Annotated in this window: 23 protein-coding genes; 7 read left to right on the top strand and 16 right to left on the bottom strand. The window is 65.8% G+C overall.

The features are described 5' to 3' along the window. Positions 1-37: 37 nt before the first annotated feature. The 6 genes from rplW to ACGFK1_RS05930 form a co-directional block, all read right to left on the bottom strand. A complete protein-coding gene (gene rplW / locus ACGFK1_RS05955; protein ID WP_393427082.1) occupies positions 38-340 on the bottom strand; it encodes a 50S ribosomal protein L23 in 303 nt (100 codons plus the stop codon). Beyond that, the gene (gene rplD, locus ACGFK1_RS05950; RefSeq protein WP_393427079.1) at positions 340-996 is read right to left on the bottom strand and encodes a 50S ribosomal protein L4; all 657 of its coding nucleotides are present in this window, start codon (positions 994-996) and stop codon (positions 340-342) included. Before rplD ends, rplW begins: the two co-directional genes overlap by 1 nt. Then, positions 996-1,649, bottom strand: a complete 654-nt coding sequence (gene rplC, locus ACGFK1_RS05945; protein WP_101948332.1) for a 50S ribosomal protein L3 — start codon at positions 1,647-1,649, stop codon at positions 996-998. Before rplC ends, rplD begins: the two co-directional genes overlap by 1 nt. Before the next feature lie 14 nt (positions 1,650-1,663). Further along, the gene (gene rpsJ / locus ACGFK1_RS05940) at positions 1,664-1,969 is read right to left on the bottom strand and encodes a 30S ribosomal protein S10 (RefSeq protein ID WP_003883485.1); all 306 of its coding nucleotides are present in this window, start codon (positions 1,967-1,969) and stop codon (positions 1,664-1,666) included. 516 nt (positions 1,970-2,485) lie between these two features. Then, positions 2,486-2,842, bottom strand: coding sequence for a YybH family protein (locus tag ACGFK1_RS05935; protein ID WP_393427050.1), 357 nt, complete (start codon positions 2,840-2,842; stop codon positions 2,486-2,488). Positions 2,843-2,847: 5 nt separating this feature from the next. Continuing rightward, a complete protein-coding gene (locus tag ACGFK1_RS05930) occupies positions 2,848-4,380 on the bottom strand; it encodes a carboxylesterase/lipase family protein (RefSeq protein ID WP_393427862.1) in 1,533 nt (510 codons plus the stop codon). Positions 4,381-4,547: 167 nt separating this feature from the next. On the opposite strand from ACGFK1_RS05930, the gene ACGFK1_RS05925 reads away from it, so the two are divergent. Continuing rightward, positions 4,548-5,798, top strand: a complete 1,251-nt coding sequence (locus ACGFK1_RS05925; RefSeq protein WP_393427047.1) for a cytochrome P450 — start codon at positions 4,548-4,550, stop codon at positions 5,796-5,798. On the opposite strand, the gene ACGFK1_RS05920 is transcribed toward ACGFK1_RS05925, so the two are convergent. Continuing rightward, a complete protein-coding gene (locus ACGFK1_RS05920; RefSeq protein ID WP_393427044.1) occupies positions 5,783-6,412 on the bottom strand; it encodes a TetR/AcrR family transcriptional regulator in 630 nt (209 codons plus the stop codon). The genes ACGFK1_RS05925 and ACGFK1_RS05920 overlap by 16 nt on opposite strands. Before the next feature lie 95 nt (positions 6,413-6,507). Here ACGFK1_RS05920 and ACGFK1_RS05915 point away from each other — a divergent pair, with 95 nt between their 5' ends. Further along, positions 6,508-8,079 (top strand): MFS transporter, encoded by a 1,572-nt coding sequence (locus tag ACGFK1_RS05915; RefSeq protein WP_393427041.1) that lies wholly within the window; start codon positions 6,508-6,510, stop codon positions 8,077-8,079. On the opposite strand, the gene mftG is transcribed toward ACGFK1_RS05915, so the two are convergent. The 7 genes from mftG to mftA all read right to left on the bottom strand — a co-directional run bounded on the left by mftG (position 8,060) and on the right by mftA (position 14,559). Beyond that, positions 8,060-9,517, bottom strand: coding sequence for a mycofactocin system GMC family oxidoreductase MftG (gene mftG, locus ACGFK1_RS05910; protein ID WP_393427038.1), 1,458 nt, complete (start codon positions 9,515-9,517; stop codon positions 8,060-8,062). The genes ACGFK1_RS05915 and mftG overlap by 20 nt on opposite strands. Before the next feature lie 7 nt (positions 9,518-9,524). Continuing rightward, positions 9,525-10,937, bottom strand: a complete 1,413-nt coding sequence (mftF, locus tag ACGFK1_RS05905) for a mycofactocin biosynthesis glycosyltransferase MftF (RefSeq protein ID WP_393427035.1) — start codon at positions 10,935-10,937, stop codon at positions 9,525-9,527. Then, positions 10,934-11,677, bottom strand: a complete 744-nt coding sequence (gene mftE / locus ACGFK1_RS05900) for a mycofactocin biosynthesis peptidyl-dipeptidase MftE (RefSeq protein ID WP_393427032.1) — start codon at positions 11,675-11,677, stop codon at positions 10,934-10,936. Before mftE ends, mftF begins: the two co-directional genes overlap by 4 nt. A 136-nt stretch (positions 11,678-11,813) precedes the next feature. Further along, positions 11,814-13,007: a pre-mycofactocin synthase MftD gene (gene mftD / locus ACGFK1_RS05895; protein ID WP_393427029.1), complete on the bottom strand. Its 1,194-nt coding sequence runs from the start codon at positions 13,005-13,007 to the stop codon at positions 11,814-11,816. 3 nt (positions 13,008-13,010) lie between these two features. Then, positions 13,011-14,180 carry a mycofactocin radical SAM maturase gene (gene mftC, locus ACGFK1_RS05890; RefSeq protein ID WP_393427026.1) on the bottom strand — a complete coding sequence of 390 codons (1,170 nt, stop codon included), beginning with the start codon at positions 14,178-14,180 and terminating at the stop codon, positions 13,011-13,013. Continuing rightward, positions 14,177-14,482 carry a mycofactocin biosynthesis chaperone MftB gene (mftB, locus tag ACGFK1_RS05885; protein ID WP_393427023.1) on the bottom strand — a complete coding sequence of 102 codons (306 nt, stop codon included), beginning with the start codon at positions 14,480-14,482 and terminating at the stop codon, positions 14,177-14,179. The genes mftC and mftB overlap by 4 nt, the downstream gene beginning before the upstream one ends. After that, positions 14,467-14,559 (bottom strand): mycofactocin precursor MftA, encoded by a 93-nt coding sequence (gene mftA, locus ACGFK1_RS05880; protein WP_192722083.1) that lies wholly within the window; start codon positions 14,557-14,559, stop codon positions 14,467-14,469. Before mftA ends, mftB begins: the two co-directional genes overlap by 16 nt. Positions 14,560-14,624: 65 nt before the next feature. Here mftA and mftR point away from each other — a divergent pair, with 65 nt between their 5' ends. From mftR to ACGFK1_RS05865, 3 genes are read left to right on the top strand one after another with little or no spacing between them, the layout of a single operon-like run. Continuing rightward, entirely contained in the window at positions 14,625-15,275 is a 651-nt protein-coding gene (gene mftR, locus ACGFK1_RS05875) for a mycofactocin system transcriptional regulator (protein ID WP_393427019.1), read from the top strand. A 43-nt stretch (positions 15,276-15,318) separates the two neighbouring features. Beyond that, positions 15,319-15,840, top strand: a complete 522-nt coding sequence (locus ACGFK1_RS05870; RefSeq protein WP_393427016.1) for an RNA polymerase sigma factor — start codon at positions 15,319-15,321, stop codon at positions 15,838-15,840. Continuing rightward, positions 15,837-17,129 carry a VOC family protein gene (locus ACGFK1_RS05865; protein WP_393427013.1) on the top strand — a complete coding sequence of 431 codons (1,293 nt, stop codon included), beginning with the start codon at positions 15,837-15,839 and terminating at the stop codon, positions 17,127-17,129. The genes ACGFK1_RS05870 and ACGFK1_RS05865 overlap by 4 nt, the downstream gene beginning before the upstream one ends. Here ACGFK1_RS05865 and ACGFK1_RS05860 read toward each other — a convergent pair. Both ACGFK1_RS05860 and ACGFK1_RS05855 read right to left on the bottom strand, forming a co-directional pair. Then, positions 17,126-18,301, bottom strand: a complete 1,176-nt coding sequence (locus ACGFK1_RS05860; protein WP_393427010.1) for an NAD(P)/FAD-dependent oxidoreductase — start codon at positions 18,299-18,301, stop codon at positions 17,126-17,128. The genes ACGFK1_RS05865 and ACGFK1_RS05860 overlap by 4 nt on opposite strands. A gap of 157 nt (positions 18,302-18,458) precedes the next feature. Then, complete coding sequence (locus ACGFK1_RS05855) at positions 18,459-18,905, bottom strand: Lrp/AsnC family transcriptional regulator (protein WP_393427007.1); 447 nt, start codon at positions 18,903-18,905, stop codon at positions 18,459-18,461. Positions 18,906-19,021: 116 nt separating this feature from the next. Here ACGFK1_RS05855 and ddaH point away from each other — a divergent pair, with 116 nt between their 5' ends. Together ddaH and rocD are read left to right on the top strand one after the other, a co-directional pair. Then, positions 19,022-19,834, top strand: a complete 813-nt coding sequence (gene ddaH / locus ACGFK1_RS05850; RefSeq protein ID WP_393427005.1) for a dimethylargininase — start codon at positions 19,022-19,024, stop codon at positions 19,832-19,834. Beyond that, a complete protein-coding gene (gene rocD / locus ACGFK1_RS05845; protein ID WP_393427002.1) occupies positions 19,807-21,081 on the top strand; it encodes an ornithine--oxo-acid transaminase in 1,275 nt (424 codons plus the stop codon). Before ddaH ends, rocD begins: the two co-directional genes overlap by 28 nt. Positions 21,082-21,094: the final 13 nt, after the last annotated feature.

The following is a 21,094-nucleotide window of genomic DNA, read 5'->3' as shown; positions in this document are numbered from 1 at the left end:
TTCTCTAGGTCTCTCTAGCTTCCAGGCGGCCCCGAGATCAGGCCGGTGCTCCGAACAGGTCGATCGGCTTGCTTCCCGCGGCCAACGTCACGATGGCGCGCTTGGTGTCCTTGCGCTTACCGAAGCCGGCGCGGGTGCGCTTGCGCTTGCCCTGCCGGTTCGCGGTGTTCACCGACGCGACCTTGACCTTGAAGATCTTCTCGATTGCGATCTTGATCTGCGTCTTGTTCGAGTCGGGGTGCACGACGAACGTGTACACGTTGTCCTCGATCAGCCCGTACGACTTCTCGGAGATGACCGGAGCCAGGATGATGTCGCGGGGGTCAGTCACGGTCGCCATTAGGCCGAAACCTCCTCGGCAGTCTTGGAGTTCGCGCGGATGTAAGCATTCAGCGCCTCGACGCTGAACACCACGTCGTCGGCCTTCAGCACGTCGTAGGTGTTGAGTTGACCGGGTTCGAGCACATGGACACCGGGCAGGTTGCGCACGCTCAGCGTGCCGGTCTGGTCGGCGCGGCCGATCACCACCAGCACCTGCTTGTTCTCGGTCAGAGTGGCCAGGAACGCCTTGGCGCTCTTGGTCGACGGGGTCTGACCCTCGACGAGTTCGGTGACGGCGTGAATGCGGCCGTTACGAGCCCGGTCAGACAGCGCCCCGCGCAGTGCGGCGGCGATCATCTTCTTGGGCGTGCGCTGGCTGTAGTCACGCGGCTGCGGACCGTGCACGGTGCCACCGCCGGTGAACTGCGGTGCACGCGTCGAACCCTGGCGGGCGCGACCGGTGCCCTTCTGGCGGTACGGCTTCTTGCCGCCGCCGCGGACGTCGCCGCGCGTCTTGGTCGCGTGGGTGCCCTGCCGCTTGGCGGCCAGCTGCGCCTCGACAACCTGATGCATCAGCGCGATGTTCGGCTCGACGTCGAACAGCTCGGCGGGCAGCTCGATCGAGCCGTCCTTCTTGCCAGCCGGGGTGTGGACGTCAATTTTACTGGTAGCCATTACTTTTCGCCTCGCTTGATTGCGCTGCGGACCACGACCAGTCCACCGGTACGACCGGGGATAGCGCCCTTGATCAGCAGCACGCCGTTCTCGGCATCGACCTTGTGCACCAACAGGTTCTGCGTCGTCACGCGGTCGTTACCCATCCGGCCCGACATGCGCGTGCCCTTGAACACCCGGCCCGGGGTGGCGCAGCCACCGATGGAACCCGGACGGCGGTGCACCGCCTGGGCGCCGTGGCTGGCGCCCTGGCCGCGGAAACCGTGACGCTTCATGGTGCCCGCGTAACCCTTGCCCTTGCTGGTGCCCGTCACGTCGACGTAAGTGCCGTCGGCGAAGATCTCGGCGGTCAGTTCCTGACCAACCTCGTATTCGCTTGCGGCGGCCTCGTCGTCGAGCCGCAACTCGGCGAGGTGGCGGCGGGGGTTGACGCCCGCTGCGGCGTACTGACCGGTGACCGGCTTGTTCACCTTGCGCGGGCTGATCTCGCCGTAGGCCAGTTGCACAGCGGAGTAACCGTCGCGCTCGGGCGTACGGATGCGGGTCACGACGTTGGGCCCAGCCTTGACGACTGTGACCGGAACGACCCGGTTGTTCTCGTCGAACACCTGCGTCATGCCCAGCTTGGTGCCCAGAATGCCTTTTCTAGCCATCGTTCGGGTTTCTCCTACTGGATATTGACGTCGACGCTGGCCGGCAGATCGATGCGCATCAGCGCGTCAACGGTCTTCGGCGTCGGGTCGAGGATGTCGATCAGTCGCTTGTGCGTACGCATCTCGAAGTGCTCCCGCGAGTCCTTGTACTTATGCGGGGACCGGATGACGCAGTACACGTTCTTCTCAGTCGGCAGCGGCACAGGACCGACCACGCTGGCGCCGGTACGGGTGACCGTCTCCACGATCTTGCGCGCCGAGGCGTCGATCGCCTCGTGGTCGTAGGCCTTGAGCCTGATGCGGATCTTCTGTCCCGCCACGCTTCTCCTACCTCACTCCTACAGGGCCCCTGTCGGGGCCGTGTTCACAGGGCCCCTGTCGGGGCCGCTTCCGTCCGGCGCACTCGCTTCGCGCTGGTATGCCGCCGCTGTTTATCTGTCTGTGGTCCACCGGTCCCCGCGGTCGGGTGTGTCGCCCTCACGCACACTCAGCCGCGGCGGAAATCGTCGCGATCGAGGTGGGTACCGGATGCGCCCGTTCGGGCGCTGGTCGTATGCCCCCGGCCAGGCGAACCCGGCTCAAGGCAACCCGAACAGTATGCCCTAAAACGCGACGTCAGCCAAATCCCTGGCCACGCCAAACGGGCGGCCTTCTTACTGCAGAGTAAGGTAGCCGGGCATAGCCGCGTCGACCACCACCGATCGGCCGTCGAACGTCGGGCCGCAGCCCGATGGCGACACCCGCCGAAACTGCGCACAGATCGCGATTCGCCTCAGAAACGCGATCTCCCCGCAGTCTCGGCGGACGCGAACGCCGCCGCCGCGACATCCAGCGGGCTAACCCAGATATGTGCCGTGGCCTTCGCGGACGAAGCCGTCATCGTCGAAGGTCAACACCTCGTTGACCAGTTCACCACGATGGTTGCGGTAGTTGATCACCAACGTCGACTCGCCGCGATACACGCCGACCACCTCGAACGAGAGGTCCGGCTGCATGGCCAACGCCGCCGTCCAGTACTCCCGTAGTGCCGACTTGCCGCGCACCACTCCCCTGCTGTCGGGCACGACGCGCGCCGCCACCGGCGAGGTGAACACCACGTCGTCGCGAAAGTGCGCGAGCACCGCTTCGATGTCATGCGCGTTCCAGGCCCGCACCCACGCTTCGGCGTAGCCATTCGGGTCCGGAGTCGGCATGGCGGTCAACCTTTCACGCTTGCCCAGAACGCGCACTGGTGAGCGTCGTCGAAGTCGGCGGTCACGGTGCTTGTGCCCGCCTGAAACGACAACCGCTTTTTGTCGCCGCCGAACGCGGGCCATTGCCCACCGGGTTCGCCGGTGCGGACGAAATGTGCCCAGTAGTCGATCATCTGGTCGGACAGCGCCTGCTGGGCGGCGTTCAGCGGCGGGGCGCCGCCGACGTCGAACAGATACCGCAATTCCAGCGAATGGCTCGCCCCCACCGGGAACGGCAGCTTGCGCATCGGCTCGGGCGTCGGCGCATCTCGGTCGTTGAACTCGTACGCGTATACCGATCCCGTCCGTGCCAGCGCGTCGCTCATCCGAGCGGTCGGACAGGCGAACACCCCGTCGGTGACGGCCGCCGAATAGGCAAGGGGCACAGAGTTGTATCGCTGAAGCGGATAGCGGGCTTCGACCGCGGCGGCGGCTGCACCGAACGTCTCACCGAGCAGTTGCGGATACTGGCCCGCGCTGTATTCCCCCTTCCGCAGGTACTGCAGCGCGACGAACAACGTGAACTCATCGCGGTTGCTGCCGATCAACACCGGCACTCGGGCGGCACGACCCTCAGCGAGGGCGGCCATCGGGTCGATCGGCAACCGCGAGGTACCGATCACCGGGCCGCTTAGCGCGTCGGCACCGATGCGGTAGTACCAGACCGGTTCCCGGAGCTTGCCCGCAGGCAACGCGCGTAGGCACTGCGCGGCCAATTGCATGTCGCCACAACCCAGTTGGGCCGCGTAGTCGATGCTGGCCTGCTCCGCGGCGGGCAGCGCAAGCTGGGCCTGACAGGGCGCACTCTGGATGATCGCCGCCCGAAACAATCCTGCCGAATCCGGGGCCACCAGGTGGTCGCAGACCGACATACCGCCCGCCGACTCGCCCGACAGCGTCACCTTCTCCGGATCACCGCCGAAGTCGGCGACGTTGTCGCGCACCCACCGCAGCGCCGCCTGCTGGTCCGCAAGGCCGTAGTTGCCGACGTCGCCTGCGGCCCCGAGCGCCGGATGCGCCAAAAAGCCCATCGCGCCCAGCCGGTAGTTCACGGTGACCACGATCATGTCGCCGCGGTCGGCCAGCCAGCGCGAGTCGTAGACGCCGGCGCTTCCGTTGATGAACGCACCGCCGTGGATCCACACCATTACCGGCAGCTTCTCGTCGCCCCTGTTCGCCGGCGGTGTCCACACGTTGAGCGTCAGACAGTCCTCGTCGGTCTGCCGCCCGAATTCCGGATCGCCGCCGGGGTCCTGCAGACATCTCGGGCCGAAGCGGGTGGCGTCGCGCACACCTTGCCAAGCGTGGGCCGGCGCAGGCGGTCGCCATCGCAACGCACCGGTGGGCGGAGCGGCGTAAGGAATTCCGGCGAACAGCCGATGATCGGGAGCGACGACACCGCGCACCGCGCCCGCGGCCGTCTGCACCACCGCCGGATCCGATGGCTGAGCGATCTTCGGCGGCTCAGTCTCGCCGCGGCCGCATCCGACCGCAAGCATCACGCTGAAGGCGAGCGCCAACAGGCGATGAAACGATCCGGGGGCCACAGAATTGAAGCCTAGTGGCGGCGGAAGACCACCCCCCTTCCCACAGGTGGTCCGCGTCACATAGACTCCGAACTTGACACCCGTCAAGTTCCGCCGCAGCACGGCAGTGAGGAGCCCGAATGAGCACGCCGACGATGGATGACGCCGCGAAGGTACTAGCCGATCCCAAGGGCTATGCCGACGACGCGCGACTGCACGCGGCGCTGACCCATCTGCGGGCGAACAATCCGGTCGCCTGGGTGGACAACCCGCCCTACCGGCCGTTCTGGGCGATCACCAAGCACGCCGACATCATGGCCATCGAGCGCGACAACGAACTCTGGCTGTCCGAGCCTCGACCCCTGCTCGCAAGGGCCGAGGCCGACGATGTGCTCAAAGCACAACAGGAAGCCGGCATGGGCATCCGCACGCTGATCCACATGGACGACCCTCACCATCGCAAAGTCCGCGCCATCGGCGCCGACTGGTTTCGCCCGAAGGCGATGCGGGACCTGAAGGTTCGGGTGGATGAACTGGCGAAGCGCTATGTCGACACCATGCGCGACATCGGGCAAGAATGCGACTTCGTCGAGGATGTCGCGGTCAACTTCCCTCTGTACGTGATACTTTCGCTCCTCGGCCTGCCCGAGGACGACTTCCCCCGCATGATGAAGCTGACCCAGGAGATGTTCGGCGGCGACGACGAGGAACATCAGCGCGGCGGTTCGACGGAGGACCTGCTGGCCGTGCTCGCCGATTTCTTCAATTACTTCTCGGCGCTGACGGCCTCGCGCCGGGCCAATCCCACAGAAGACCTGGCGTCGGCGATCGCCAACGGCCGCATCGACGGTGACTACATGTCCGACATGGACACACTGTCCTACTACGTGATCATCGCGAGCGCCGGTCACGACACCACCAAGGACGCGATGTCAGGAGGGCTGCTTGCGCTGATCGAGAATCCCGGCGAACTCGACCGGTTGCGGGAGAACATGGACCTGATGCCGACCGCGGTCGAGGAAATGATCCGCTGGGCCACCCCGGTCAAGGAATTCATGCGGACGGCGGCCCGAGACACGGTCGTTCGTGGAGTGCCGATCGCGAAAGGGGAATCCGTCTACCTGGCTTACGTTTCGGGCAATCGGGACGAGGAGGTGTTCTCCGATCCGTTCCGCTTCGACGTCGGCCGCGACCCGAACCGACACGTGTCATTCGGCTATGGTGTGCACTTCTGCCTGGGGGCGGCGTTGGCGCGGATGGAAATGAACAGCCTCTTCACCGAACTGATTCCCCGGCTGGAGTCCATCGAATTGGCAGGCAAGCCAGAGCTTTCCGCGACCACGTTCGTCGGCGGTCTAAAACACCTGCCGATTCGCTACTCGGTCAAGTGATTTCGCCGTTTCTTGGTGTGGGTGGCCAGGAACCCGTCGACAGCCGCCTCGGCACAGCGGCGGTAGTCGAAGTCGGCGAACGTGGAGAGTCGGCCGAGGACCAGCGGTCCGATCAACAGCGCGATCGCTTGAACCAGGTCCACCTCCTCGAGTTCCGCGGCGGCCTGCGGGCTGTCGAACAGCGCTTGAAACGGCGCTGAATACAACTGGATGATCCGCGAGCGCAGGGTGCCGACGGCCTCGGAGTCGACTTGACCCACATCGGTCGAGACGGCGTCCGGCCCTGACGCAAGCCATGTCATCGCGGTGAGCATCGCGGGCACCTCGGCGATGGAGTCCGCCCACCCCACCACCACCGCGATCAGGTCATCGCGCAGGGTGCCCTCAGCAGGCGGCATCGGCGCGGGCTGCAGCAGGCTCACGAACGCCGCCGCCAAAAGATCGTTGGCACTACCGAAGTGGCGATACAGCGTCGCCCTCGCTACGTTGGCGCTACGGGTGACGGCGTCGATCGTGACCGCGCTCGGGCCTCCCGCCCGCAACAGAGCGGTCGCGGCGTCGAGTAACCGCGCGCGCGATCGCGCGGGCCGAGGATCACTGCTTGTCGCCGTCATCTCGTTTACAACACCTCCGAAGGGGAAGACAAGACTATCGGTCTCGTAACGAGACTGTTAGTCTCAAAAACATTCCACCAAAGGAGACGACCCATATGGTCGACACCCTCGCTCGATCCGACCAGGATATCCCCGGTAGCGTCGCCTCCCTGTCCCACCGCGCGCGCATCTGGCTGTTGACGGTCGCCGCCCTCGACGTGTTGTTGGTGATCGCGTCGATGGTTGCGCTCAATGCCGCGTTGCCGGATATCGCGGTGCAGACTTCGGCTACCCAGACACAGCTGACGTGGATTGTCGACGGCTACACCTTGGTGCTCGCCTGCGTGCTGCTGCCCGCCGGCGCTATCGGCGATCGATACGGCAGGCGCGGCGCGCTGCTGGCGGGGCTGACCATCTTCGCCATCGCCTCGCTGTCACCGACCATCTTCGACAGTCCCGTCCAAATCATCGTGGCGCGGGCGGCCGCGGGTGCCGGGGCGGCGTTCATCATGCCCGCGACGTTGTCACTATTGACCGCCGCATTCCCGAAGTCCGAGCGCAACAAGGCCGTTGGCATCTGGGCGGGCGTCGCAAGCTCGGGCGCCGTCTTCGGTTTCATGGGCACCGGGCTGCTACTGAAGTTCTTTTCGTGGGAGTCGATCTTCTACGGCTTCACCGCGGCCAGCGTCGTTCTGTTCATCTGCACGTGCAGTATCGCCTCGTCGCGAGACGAGACCGCGACACCAATCGACTGGGTGGGCGCCGCTCTGATCGGCGGTGCCGTCGCGGTGTTCGTGTTCGGAGTCGTGGAGGCGCCGGTGCGCGGTTGGACGCACCCGATCGTGTGGGGCTGCATGGGTGCAGGGGTGGCGTTGGCCGCCGTCTTCGCGGTGGTCGAACTACGGCGTGGACATCCACTGCTCGACGTTCGACTGTTCCGCAGACCCGATTTCGCCGTCGGCGCGATCGGCATCACCTTTCTCTTCTTCGCCAACTTCGGATTCTTCTTCGTCGAAATGCAATTCATGCAGTTGATTCTCGGCTACAGCGCGCTGCAGACCGCATTCGCTCTCACGCCGTTGGCGGTGCCGATCATGGCGCTTGGCGCCACGCTGCATCTCTACCTGCCGAAGATCGGACTGCGGGTGGCGGTGGCTTCGGGGTTGTTCCTGATCGGAATCGGGCTTTTCAGCATGCGCTTCCTCGATGCCGGATCGAGTTATCTGGATCTCGCTTGGCCCTTGTTGATCACCAGCACCGGAATCGGGTTATGCGTCGCGCCAACGACTTCGGCGATCATGAACGCGGTGCCCAACGAGAAGCAGGGCGTCGCTTCGGCGGTCAACGACACCACCCGCGAGGTCGGCGCCGCCGTAGGGATCGCAGTCGCTGGTTCCGTTCTTGCGGCGCAATATCACAACGTTCTTGCGCCAGGGCTGACCGGATTTCCCGAACAGGTTCGTGATCAGGCGCTCGAGTCACTGGCCAATGCATTGGCCGTCGCGGACCGACTGGGTCCGCAGGGAGCACGGCTGGCGAATCTCGCAGAGTCCGCATTCATACAGTCGATGGACCTCTCGCTGCTGGTGATGTCGATCAGCTTGTGGGTGGCGGCCGCCTTCGTCGCCGTGTGGTCGCCGGGCCGTGACGGTCAACAGTTCCAGTTCCTCAGGCGGCAGCGGCGATGAACTCGGCCGCGCGGTGACCAAGCATCACAATCGTTGCGTGCGGTCCCCGGCTGGTGATCGCAGGCAGCACCGATCCGTCGACCACCCATAAGTTGTCGATGCCGTGGACTCGGCACCGCGGGTCGACGACGGAATCCTCATCGACGCCCATAGGTGCGGTTCTCGCCAGATGCTGGGAAGTGGACCACGAAAACCGGCCCACCTTGGCTGTGGCCCTTGCTAGTTCGCGAGCCAGCTCCGCGCCCGTTTCCAGCTTGGCGACGTCTGCCGGTTCACTGTCGTAGCGATGCTCGATGACGGGTGGCGTGTCCGGGTCGGCGGAGGCCAGCGCAACACGGCCACGGGACTGCGGTTGCATCAACGCGACGCCGATGTGCGGTCGGTCGGCGGGATCGTTCTTGCGGCCGCTGATCATCGCGCCGAAACCGGCTGTGTAAGGCCGGATCTCGAGACAGTCGGTGGTCAGGACGGCCTCCAGCGGCGGCAGTCCGTGGGTCCCCGACCAGTGCACAGGCAGCACGAGTTCCGGATGGTCCACGCACGCCAGGCCGACGGGAAGATCTGCGACCACCGGTATCCCCGCCACCTGCAGCACCGGCTGCGACCCCACACCGGACAGCATCAGCAATTGGGCTGAACCGATCGCACCGGCCGACAGCACGACTCGGTCAGCGGTCAGCTGAAATGCGCCCTCCGGTCCGACACACTCCACACCGACGGCCCTGCCGCCGGCCATTCGCACCCGCCTGGCGCGCGTGTTGGTCAACAGCGTGAGGTTCGTCCGGCCCATCGCAGGCTTCAGATAGGCACCACCTGGGCCGACTCGGGTCCCGCCGTTGATGTTCAGAGGCACTGCCCCGACGCCTGTCGGCAACGACTCCTCAGCCGTAGCACCGTTCAGATCGGGGAGCCACCGAAACCCCGCGTCACTCGTGGCCTGCACGAAAGCCGCTGTGCAGCCGTCGAATTCGGATACACGTCGAACGAGGATCGGCCCTTCCGAACCGTGCAACGCGGTGTTGAAATCGAGGTCGGTTTCAATCGTGCGGAAGTGCGGCAGCACGTCGGACCAGGTCCAGCCGGGAAGCCGCCAGCCGTCGAAATCCGTCGGCAGCCCCCGACAGAAATAGCCACCGTTCACCGCGCCTGATCCGCCGACCACCGCTCCGCGCATGATCTGGGCATGGCGTTTGGGCGCATCGGTCAGGGTGGTCGGGTAGCGGCGCACCACCGAACTGGCGTGTCCGATCGGCAGTCGCAGGCCGTCGCTGATCTGGGTGGAGACTTGCGGGTCCGAAGGTCCAGGGCCGGCTTCGACAACGGTTACCCGGCATCGCTCGTCGGCGGAAAGGCGCTCGGCGAGAACGGATCCAGCGCTGCCGGCACCGATGACGAGAACATCGCTGTGGACGCGTGGAACAGAAGAGTTCAGGTGCAACGGCGCGTCAGGTCCGGATCTGCGGTTTCAGGGCGCCTGCGTGCCGTTCGCGGACCACCCCGGTCCACAGTCCGACGCCATAGGCGATATCGTCAAGGCGCTTGAGCAGGACGTAGGTCAGCAGGCTGATCCGCTTGGTGTCGTCATCGACGTTGCCGTTGCGGGTGATCCAATCGACGACGCCGTCGATGACGGCCGCCACGAGCACCACCTGCCGACACCGCCGGGACAGGAGCGCGGCGATCATCGCGAGGGGCCAGTAGTGTCGACAGATCGCAGAAGCCAACTGCAAAGCGGCGGACCACAGGCCGTGCGCGGCGACCACCGCGACTTCCCTTGGTTCGGTCTCGACGGTGCTCAGTGAGTTGGCGATGCGACGGCCGGTGATCGCCGCGACGATCAACGACGCCAGGTACCCGACTCCCGAACCCATCGCGAGCAGGATCCACACCACCAGCGTCCATCCGGAAATCACCAGCGGCGCCGTCTTGCCGGGGTGTCGGATCGACAGCGGTGCGGCCGATTCACCATAGAACGCCTTGCGTATGAACCAGTCTCGTACCTGCGTGCGGTGATCGTGCGCGACGAGCGCGATCGGTTCGTAGCGCAGCCTGGCACCTGCTTCGATGAAACGCCAGCACAGGTCGACGTCTTCACCTGACTTGAGTGTCTCGTCGAAGCCGCCCAATTCCTTCAGCACCGAGCGCCGGCAGATGATGGCAGCGCTCGGCACATAGGACACGGTCCCGTAGGGCACCACCGGAGCCTCACGCAATCCCAGGTCGAGCGACGAACGAACCGCCTCGTAACGCGCGACCAGGTTGTCGGCTTGTCGCAGGCTCACGATTCGCGGTGCGACGAGAGCGACGGCGGGATCACAGAAGTGCCCGAGGAGCGCTTCGAGCCACCCACGTCGGGGCACCACGTCAGAGTCCAGGAACGCCACGAAGTCAGTGCTGCATGCGGCCAGGCCGGTGTTACGCGCCGCGGCGGGCCCCTTGCTGCGGGTGTGTCGCAGCACTTGGATGTCGCAGTGCATGTCGGCGAAGTCGCTCTGCTGCACCGGCGTCATGGACCCGTCGTCCACTACCACCACGCGCATTCCACGCAGCGTGCCGACCAGGCGCAGTAAGCCAGATGTGTTGTTCCGCACGGGGATAACCACTGTCACATCGCGGTGCGATGGGCCGCTTGCCGGCCGCGGATGGGCGACGGTCGCGTCGAGCAAAGTGCGCGCGAGTTGTGCGCTGACCGCGTCATGGACCTCTAGCCTGCCGCCGTTGAGCATCGTCTGCGCGGCCGGCGCGAGCCGCAGCAGTCTGGTGGGTGAGCCGCCGAGAAGTGCGGAGCCCTCACCGAGCACCTTCACCCGGCGATCGACCTGGACGGCGAAGCCGTCGGGCAAGCGCGGCCCTGTCATGTCAACATCCCGTCGCGGCCCGGCGCCCACCGGATGATGCGCTGCAAACACGCGTCCACCATCTCGGTGAGGATCCGTTCACCTTCCTGCGCCGTGGCGGTCGTCGGGTCGCCGAGCACACCGAGTTCGCTGACGGCAGCGACACCGCCCTGCCGTAGTTGCGGCATCAACTGAGCCAGCGGCTCGCGGTTGCCGGCGAGCAGCTCTTCGGCCCGCACGTCGGCTGGCGAAATATGTAGCATTACAGAGGTTTCGGTGTGGCCCGCGTGCGCGTCCGCGTTCTTCGATGTACACGAGCACCAGGCCGCGTCGCGACCCTCGTATCGGAGCAAAGCCACCGCGGCCGCGAGCGCCTCGACGTTTCCGCCGTGGCCGTTGACGAACACCAGCCGCGAGGCCCATTGCGAGGCGGAACGGCCGAACTCCACCAGCAGCAATCGCAGTGCTGACGTGCCGATGGACACCGTGCCTGCGAAGCCTTGATGCTCTCCGCTCGCCCCGTAACCGATCGCGGGAGCCAACGCCCAGTTGCATTCATCCGTTCGGGGTAGTTGGCCAGCAACCGAACGAGCGACGGCGGTGGCGATGCGCGTATCGGTGTCCAGCGGGAGGTGGGGTCCATGCTGTTCCACCGAACCGACCGGGATGATCAACGCGGGCAACGTGCCCTGAAGCTGCCTCGACGCTGAGTTCGCGAGCTCGGTGAGGAAAGCCACCCGCCGATGGTAGGCCGAATTCAACTGGCGTGCGCCAATTGTTGGCGCATGCGCAGCAATTGATTTCCGTGGATTTTCCCCCGACGGCGAAGCCCAGCCCCGCCAGTCCCCTGCGCCACGCCTGTACCAGGCCATTTGACCCCGAACCGATTTTGCCCGCTCAGGAGTCGGACGTCGGGGGGACACCGAGCGTTCGAGCGAACTCCGGCGGGACCAGCACGTCGCCGGCAACAAGATCGTGGACCGACGCGCGGCCCAGACCCATCAGTGCCGAATCGATGCCGCCCCGCAGGACGTCGAGCACGTTCTCAACCCCGGCTTGACCGTTGGCAGCCAGGCCCCACAGGTATGCCCGCCCGATCATGACGGCCCGCGCACCGAGCGCCAGTGCCTTGACCACGTCGCTGCCACGGCGGATACCGCCGTCCAGCAGCACCTCCACCTCGTCGCCGACCGCTTCGGCGATCGCAGGCAGTGCCCGAATTGACGCAGGCGTGCCGTCCAGGTTGTTACCACCGTGGTTGGACACCGAGATCGACGAAACCCCAGCGTCCACAGCGCGTTTGGCGTCATCGACGCGCATCACACCCTTGAGCATGAACGGCCCACCCCACAATTCACGAAGCCACGCGATGTCCTCCCAGGTGGGCGGGGGCGTTCCCATCCACTCGCCGTATGCAGCGAAGAACGGCGGCCCGGCCTCTCCCCTGGCCGCCTGGTTGGGCACCCGCAGGTTCGGCGGCCGCATGGTCTTGGCCCACTGGTAGAACCAGCGCGGACGGGTCAAACCCTCCGGCAGCATGCGCACGGTGGTCCGCAGGTCCATCTCCTCGGGGATCTTGGGGCTACCCCAGTCCCGGCCGTGCGAGAAACTCCAGTCGGTGGTCACGATCAGACCGACGGCACCCGCCTCCCGCGCACGCTGAACCCGCGCCGCGATCGCGTCACGACCGCCGAGCCAATACACCTGGAAGAACAACTTCGGGTTGGCGGCGATCACCTCTTCGATCGGCTTGCTGGCGAACGACGAAAGGCCCATCGCGGTGCCGCGCGCCGCAGCGGCACGTGCGACGGCGACCTCACCGTCTGGATGGACCGCTTGCACACCGGTCGGCGAGATCAGTACGGGCAGCGAAATCTCTTGTCCCATCACGGTTGTGGCGAGATCTCGCTTCTCGAGCGCACCGATCACGTGAGGCGCGAAACCGAGCTCGGCGAACGCGTCGACGTTGTCGGCGACCGTCACTCCTCGCTCACTGGCCGCCACCAGTGAGCTGTACACCGATTTCGGTAGCCGCTTCTTCGCTGCCTGCTGGCAGAACGCCACCGTTTCGAACCATTGGTCGCGCGCCATGACTCACACCGGACTTTCGTTGCAGAGGCGCGCCGGTGGTTTGGTCAGCAGTTTCAACATCACCGGTGCGCTTCGTGAATGGTCGACACTGGACTTGGGCTTCACCCGGTCTCGGGCGAGCGCAGGCGCGCCGTAGCCCTGCACGCATTCGGGGTCCGGCCCGTCGAGTGGCAGACCGGTGAAGAACTTGGCGGCCATGCAGCCGCCCCGGCAGCTGTCATAGTGCCCGCAGCTGCTGCACGCACCCGCCGACTGCGGCTCACGCAGCTCGCGGAACAGCGGCGCGTCTTTCCAGACATTCTGAAAACCGCCATCCACCAAGATGTTTCCGGCCAAGAACCGATCATGAATGGCGAACGGACAGGCGTACACGTCACCGACCGGATCAATCAGACAGACCACCCGGCCGGCGCCGCAGAGGTTGAGTCCGGCGAGCGCTCCCGGCTCACCAAGGCCCGACAGGTGGAAGAACGAGTCGCCGGTGAGCACCCGGTCACCCTTGGCGACCAGCCAGTCGTACAGCTGCACCTGTTGTTCAGCGGTCGGATGCAGTTCATCCCACACGTCGGCGCCGCGGCCGGACGGACGCAACCGAGTGATCCGCAGCGTCGCGCCGTAACGTGCTGCCAGAGCGGCGAAGTCGTCAAGCTGGTCGACATTCTGTCGTGTGACGACAACCGAAATCTTGGCGTCGGTGAAACCGGCATCGGCAAGGTTCTGCAGCGCGCGGGTGGCCATTGCGAACGAACCACGGCCACGCACAGCGTCGTTGACCTCAGCGGTGGCACCGTCCAGGGAGATCTGCACATCGACGTAATCGCTTGCGGCAAGCCGCTTTGCCACCTCGGGGGTGATCCGCACGCCGTTGGTGGAGAACTTCACACCGACGTGATGCGCGGTGGCGTAGTCGACGAGCTCCCAGAAGTCGGACCGCACAGTCGGCTCGCCGCCGCCGATGTTGACATAGAACACCTGCATCCGCTCGAGCTCGTCGATGATGTCCTTGCACTGCTGGGTGGTCAGTTCGCGGGGGTCGCGTTTACCCGACGAGGACAGGCAGTGCACACACGCCAGATTGCAGGCGTAGGTGAGCTCCCACGTCAGGCAGATCGGCGCGTCGAGCCCACGTTCGAACTGTTCGACCAAGCGCGGCACAGGCGCGACAGACGTCATGCTTCTCCCGATACGAGCATCTTGGACTCGGCCAGTACGCCGAGCGCGTGCAGATAGGGCGCCTGTTGCGAGTCATCGATCCCCGCAGCCCGGCACGCCGAACGAGCGTCGGGATGGTCGTCAAGAGAGTTGACCACCTCGACGATCGTCCGGTTCTTCAGAAACGACAGCTTGCGCGTGCCGAAGTGATAGAGCAGCGCACCGAACGACTCGGGCCGCACCGCCACCTGACGATGCAGGCGCCAGCGCAGATCCGGATCGAACGCCGCGGCAGGCGTCGCCACGGTCAGTAGACCCCGCACATCCCGTCGATCGACACCTCTTCGACCAGCGTCTCGGTGACGAGCTCTTCGGCCTCAACCTGCTGATTCGGTTCCATCAACCGCACCTTTCCAGTCACAGTGGTCGACAATTGTGATCGAGATCGCAAGAATATGGCATCGAGTGCCGAAATGGAAGGGCGGGGTGGTGGCGAGGCGGAGTTCGGGACACCGGGTGGGCCGACGGCGCTCCACGACCACCGACCACATCTCCAACGTGGCCATCGATCTGTTCGCTGCCCGCGGGTTCGACGACGTGAGCGTGGACGACGTCGCCGAAGCCTCCGGTATCGCCCGACGCACGCTGTTTCGCTACTACCCGTCGAAGAACGCGTTGCCATGGGGCGACTTCGATGCCCACCTGGACCACATGCGCGATCTGCTCAACGAACTGGAGCCAGGTGTTCCGATCGGCGAGGCACTGCGCACCGCGCTCCTGGCGTTCAACAGCTTCGACGAGCAGGAGACCGCAAGGCACCGACAACGGATGCGGGTCATCCTGGAAACCGCTGCCCTGCAGGCATATTCGATGACAATGTACGCCGGCTGGCGAGCCGTCGTCGCCACGTTCGTCGCGCAGCGTACCGGCGCCAAGGCGGCAGACATCGTGCCGCAGACGGTGGCGTGGACCATGCTCGGCGTTGCGCTGTCCGCGTATGAGAACTGGCTGGCCGACGAGTCGGTTTCGCTGCCGGAGGCGCTTGGCCGTGCGTTCGATACCGTCAGCGCCGGGTTGTCCGCGCTCGACGACATCGGCCGCGGAAAGAATTCTTGAATTCCCGCGTCGGAGTTGGCGCCCGCGCGGCGACGATACGGGTGTGAGCGCCGAACCGAGTGGCACCGACGCTGCGCATGCCCTGCTGGCGTTGTACGACGATGCGCTGCCGGTGGTGTACGGCTACTTCGTCAGACGCTGCGGCGACCGCGGAACGGCCGAAGATCTGACATCCGAGACGTTCCTGGCGGCGGTGGATGCCGCGCGCAGGACGACGCCGCAGGCGATCAGCGTGCCGTGGCTGCTCGGCGTCGCGCGGCACAAGCTTGCCGACCATTACCGGCGCAGGCAGGACCGGTTCAGCGTGCCGGTGGCCGAACTGCCCGAGCCCGTCCCGGCCGATGACTGGGACGCTGCCCTTGACCGCATCGTCGCCGAAGGCGTGTTGGCCAGGCTTTCCGAGCAACACCGCACGGTATTGGCGCTGCGCTACATGGACGACTGCTCGGTGCCAGAGTGCGCCGAGCTGATCGGCCGCACCGTGCACGCCACCGAGGCGCTGTTGGTGCGGGCACGGCGGGCGTTCAGATCGCATTACCCAGAGGCGGAAGGAGGGCAGTCATGAACAACAGCCACGATCCGCTGACTGTGCTCCACGGCGACGAGCTTCCGGTTGCGCCCGATCCGGCGTTCGCGGCCCGGCTGCGCGCCCGACTGGAATCCGCGATGAGTTTCTTTGAGGCCCAACCCGATCAGATGCAAGGAGTTGTCATGAGCGGCACCGACACCGCCATCGCCGAGCTCAACGAACCCGCTGTCAAGCCCGCTCCTCCGCGGCCCGCAGCACTGCCGTACCTGTCTGTCGCCGATGCCAGGGCGGCCATCGCCTGGTACATCGACGTATTCGAGGCGGCGGTCGCCGGTGAACCGTTCGAAATGGCGGACGGCCGCATCGGGCATGCCGAGTTGAACATCGGCGACGGCGTGCTCTACCTCGCCGACGAATACCCCGAACTGGGGCTGAAAGCGCCAACTCCGCAAGCCACTTCAGTGAGCCTGATGCTGCACATCGCTGATACCGACGCGACACTGGAACGTGCCCGCGAGCGTGGGGCGCAGGTGCAGCGCGAGCCCTACGAGAACCACGGCGCGCGCAACGCGACCATCGTCGATCCGTTCGGGCATCGATGGATGCTCAGTGGGCCGGTCACCGGCGTGCCGGTGCAGATCCAGCACGGCGACGCAGGCTATGTGTCGGTGTGGACACCGGATGCCGATCGCGCCGCGGCGTTCTACGGCCACGTGCTTGGCTGGAGCTACGACCCGCAGACTCATCAGGTCACCAACACCACGCAGCGCATCGGGATCTACTCCGTCGACGTCGCGCCGACCCTGTTTTGCGCCTACGCGGTGGCCGACCTCGCGGGCGCTCGGCAGGCGATCGTCGACGGCGGCGGCACGGTCGACGAACTCGAGCAGTTCGACTTCGGCACGCTGTGCGGTGCCACCGATTCGCAGGGCGCCTCGTTCGCCGTCTTCCAACCGAACCCTGGGGTCCCCCGTCCTGCGCTGAATGGTTCTGGGCCAGGCGAACTTTCGTACATCACCTACGAGGTGCCCGATTCGACGTCCTTCAGGGCGTTCTACAGCCGGGTGCTGCACTGGACGTTCGAGCCCGGCCGCATCGAGGACGGTTGGGGCGTTTCGCAGACCCATCCGATGGCGGGCGTCGCAGGCGGTAGCGCCGCTGCGGTGACGGTGCCGATGTGGACGGTCGACGACGTCGACGCCGCCGTGGCCCGGGTTCGCGAGGCGGGCGGCACCGTCATCGACGAACCGTCGCAGCAGCCGTACGGCAAGTCCGCGCAGTGCGCCGACGACCAGGGCTCGCGCTTCTACCTCGGCGAGTTCTAGCCGAGCACGTCGGCGATCGGCGCGCCACCGGCGATCTTGGAACGCACCTTCATCACCTTGCCCGGCATGCCGCCGCCGACGACACCCGCGACCACACCGTCGCGCTCATAGAAGGCCAGGAACTTGCGGCCGTCGTCCTCGACGACGTGCACGATGTCGGTGGCCTCCGGTTCGCCGAGACATTGGATCTTGACGTCGTACTGATCGCTCCAGAAGTACGGCACCGAGACAGCCGACGGCGCATCCTGACCCAGCATCGCAGGCACCAGAACACGGGCTTGATCGGCGACATTGCTCCAATGCTCAACGCGCACTTGATGTCCGACCGGATGGCGCCAGGAGGCCACGTCGCCGATCGCCCACACGTGCGGCGCGCTGGCGCGCCCCTTCTCGTCGCAGACGACACCGTTGTCGACCTCGATGCCGGTACCCTCCAGCCACGAGGTTGCGGGCTGTGAGCCGATGCCGACGACGACGATGTCCGCATCGAGTTCGGCGCCGTCGCTGAGCCTGACTTTCTCGACCTTCTCGGTACCGCGCACATCGGCCACCCCGACGCCGCAGCGCACGTCGACACCCTCAGCGCGGTGCAGCCGCGCCACCAGCTCACCGATCTGCTCGCCGAGCACCGACGCCAACGGCGCGGGTTGCGGCTCCACCAGGACGACGTCAACGCCGAGCTTACGCAGGCTGGCCGCCACCTCGCAGCCGATGAAGCCCGCACCGACCACGACGGCAGTGCGGGCGGTGTCGGCCTCCTTGCGAAGCTTCAGGCTCTCATCGAAGTTACGTAGCACATGGATGCCGGCAAGGTCGGGAAACGACGGAATCCGCTTGGGCACCAACCCCGTAGCGATGACCACCTCGTCATAGGGCAACGTGCTGCCGTCGGCGAGCGTCACCGTTTTCGCTTCTGTGTCCACCGAACGGGCACCGTTGCCGAGTAGCAGCGTGATGTTCTGCTCGGCGTAGAACTCAGCAGGCTTGAGGGTGACGTCATCGGTCTCGGCGCGCAGCACTTCCTTGGACAGCGGCGGCCGGTCGTAGGGCAGGTGGTCCTCGTCGCTGACGATGGTGATGGGCCCCGTGTACTGCGAGCGGCGCAACTGCTCGGCGGTGCGCGCGGCGGCCAACCCGCCGCCGATGATCACGATGCCGCCACTGATGCTCATAGCTCGACTCCCCCTCGTCCCCTGCCCTGCGGGCGTGGGCCCACCGGTCCCCGCCCGGTCCTCGCTGCGATCCTCACGCGGGATCGTCCTCGGGTAGTCATGCGCAGTTCTTACACGATGCCCGTACCGTTGTGTCCGCCACCCTGCGATTGAGCTCTTAGCCCCGCATCCTGTCGATGATGTTGGTGAGCACCACGATGCTTTCGCTGCGCTCGACGTCGGCTGCGGAGCGGATCCGCTCGAGCGCCTCCTCGAGATGGCGCATATCGCGGGCCAGCACGTGCAGGATCGCGTCGGCGGTGCCGGTGACCGTGGCGGCACTGACCACCTCGGGTATGTCGATCCATGCCTTCCGCAACTCGTCGGGGGCGATGGTGCCGTGCCGGAACACCTGCACGTAGGCCTCGGTGTTCCAGCCGAGGGCGTTGCGGTCCACGACAGTGGTGAAGCCGCGGATGACCCCGTTGTCCAGCATGCGGTCGACCCGCCGCTTCACGGCGGGCGCGGACAGGTTCACGCGCTGACCGATTTCGGCGTAGGTGGCACGGGCATCCTCGGCCAATTCAGCGAGAATGCGCTCGTCGGTGTCGTCCAACCGTTCCACACTCACCACCTCCGCACAACAAACTGACGCCCTTTCGAGTTTCACACAATAGATCGCTGGTCAACACGCAATGGACGGCGATTGATTGCAAAATCGCGAACTCATACCGTTTAATCATGACGATTTCGCGCAGGGCGCGCCCTCGCCACTACGCCATGACGGCGCCGACCTTCTTCGCCGTCGACTACGCCATCAACCCATGGATGGACACCTCGACAGCCGTCGACACCCATGTCGCGCTGAATCAATGGGAGACGCTGCGGCAGACGTACAAGGAACTCGGCCACACGGTGGAGTTGGTCGAGCCGGTCCCCGGCCTACCCGACATGGTCTACGCCGCCAACGGCGGTCTGTTGGTGAACGGCAGGGCCGTGGTCGCCAGGTTCGCCTACCCGCAGCGCGCAGGTGAGTCGGCCGCCTACGCCGAGTGGATGACACGCCACGGCTTCCAGCCCGCCGAAACGCGCCACGTCAATGAAGGCCAAGGTGACCTGCTCGTCGTCGGCTCGATCGTGTTGGCGGGGTATGGCTTCCGCACCGAACCCGAGGCCCACGCCGAGATCGCGGCGCACGTGCAGATGCCGGTCGTGAGCCTGGAATTGGTCGATCCGCGGTTCTACCATCTCGACACTGCGCTGGCCGTGCTCGACGACACCACCATCGCGTACTACCCGCGGGCGTTCAGCGCCGAGGCGCGCACGACGCTGCTCGAATTGTTTCCCGACGCAATCGAAGTCGCCGACATCGACGCCGATGTGCTTGGTCTGAACGTCGTGTCCGACGGACTGAATGTGGTGATGCCCTCCGCAGCAACCGGGTTCGCCGAGCAACTGCGCTCAGCCGGGTTCCGGCCTGTCGGTGTCGATCTGTCCGAACTGCTCAAGGGTGGGGGTTCCGTCAAATGTTGCACCCTGGAGGTACATCCGTGACGATCCTGGATTCCGCGACGGCCACCGACGCGGCCATCGCCCTCGACGATCACTATGTCGCCCATAACTATTCGCCACTTCTGGTGGTGGCCGCCAGCGCCGAAGGCGCATGGATCACCGACGTGGAAGGCCGCCGCTACCTGGACTGCCTTGCCGCGTACTCGGCAGTGAACTTCGGACATCGCCACCCAGAGATCGTCGCCGCGGCGCACGCGCAACTCGACGCCGTGACCCTGGTCAGCCGAGCCTTTTTCTCCGACCGGCTCGGGCCGTTCTGCGAGGCGCTGGCCGCGCTGTGCGGCAAGCAGATGGTACTCCCGATGAACAGCGGCGCCGAGGCCGTCGAAAGCGGTATCAAGGTGGCCCGCAAATGGGGTCACGACGTCAAGGGCGTGCCGGCCGACAAAGGCAATATCGTCGTCGCTCGCAACAACTTCCACGGCCGCACCACCACCATCATCAGCTTCTCCGATGACGAGACCGCGCGCCGCGGCTTCGGCCCCTACACGCCCGGCTTTCGTGCGGTGCCGTTCGGTGACGCCGACTCGCTGGCCGCGGCCATCGACAACGACACGGTCGCGGTGCTGATCGAACCCATCCAGGGTGAGGCGGGCATCATCGTGCCACCCGACGACTACCTGCCGCGCGTGCGCGCCTTGTGCACCGAGCGCAATGTGCTGATGATCGCTGATGAGATCCAGTCCGGGTTGGCCCGCACCGGACGGACGTTCGCCTGCGACCACTGGGCAGTGGTGCCCGACATGTATCTGCTCGGCAAGGCCCTTGGCGGCGGCGTGGTTCCGGTATCGGCGGTGGTGGCGAACCGCGACATCCTCGGGGTGCTGCACCCTGGCGAACACGGCTCGACCTTCGGCGGCAACCCGTTGGCCGCGGCAGTCGCGACGACTGTGGTCGGAATGCTGGCGCGTGGCGAATTCCAGTCCCGCGCAGCCGAACTCGGTGAACGGCTGCACACCCGGCTGCGCGCGCTGATTGGGCACGGCGTGGTCGCGGTGCGCGGAAAGGGCCTGTGGGCGGGCGTCGACATCGATCCGTCGCTGGCCACAGGCAAACAGATCAGCAAGAGACTGGCTGACCGCTTCGTATTGGTCAAGGACACCCATGGGTCGACGCTGCGGTTCGCTCCGCCGCTGGTCATCACCGCCGAGGAAATCGATTGGGCGATTGCTCAGTTCGCCGATGTTTTGGCCGAGTCGGGTTCACACTTGACCGGTAGTTCAATGTAAGCACCACAGGAGG

Origin of the sequence: Mycobacterium sp. NPDC048908 (assembly GCF_043197955.1) — a bacterium.
Lineage (GTDB): Bacteria > Actinomycetota > Actinomycetes > Mycobacteriales > Mycobacteriaceae > Mycobacterium.
This window is presented reverse-complemented; position numbering and strand designations above follow the sequence as displayed.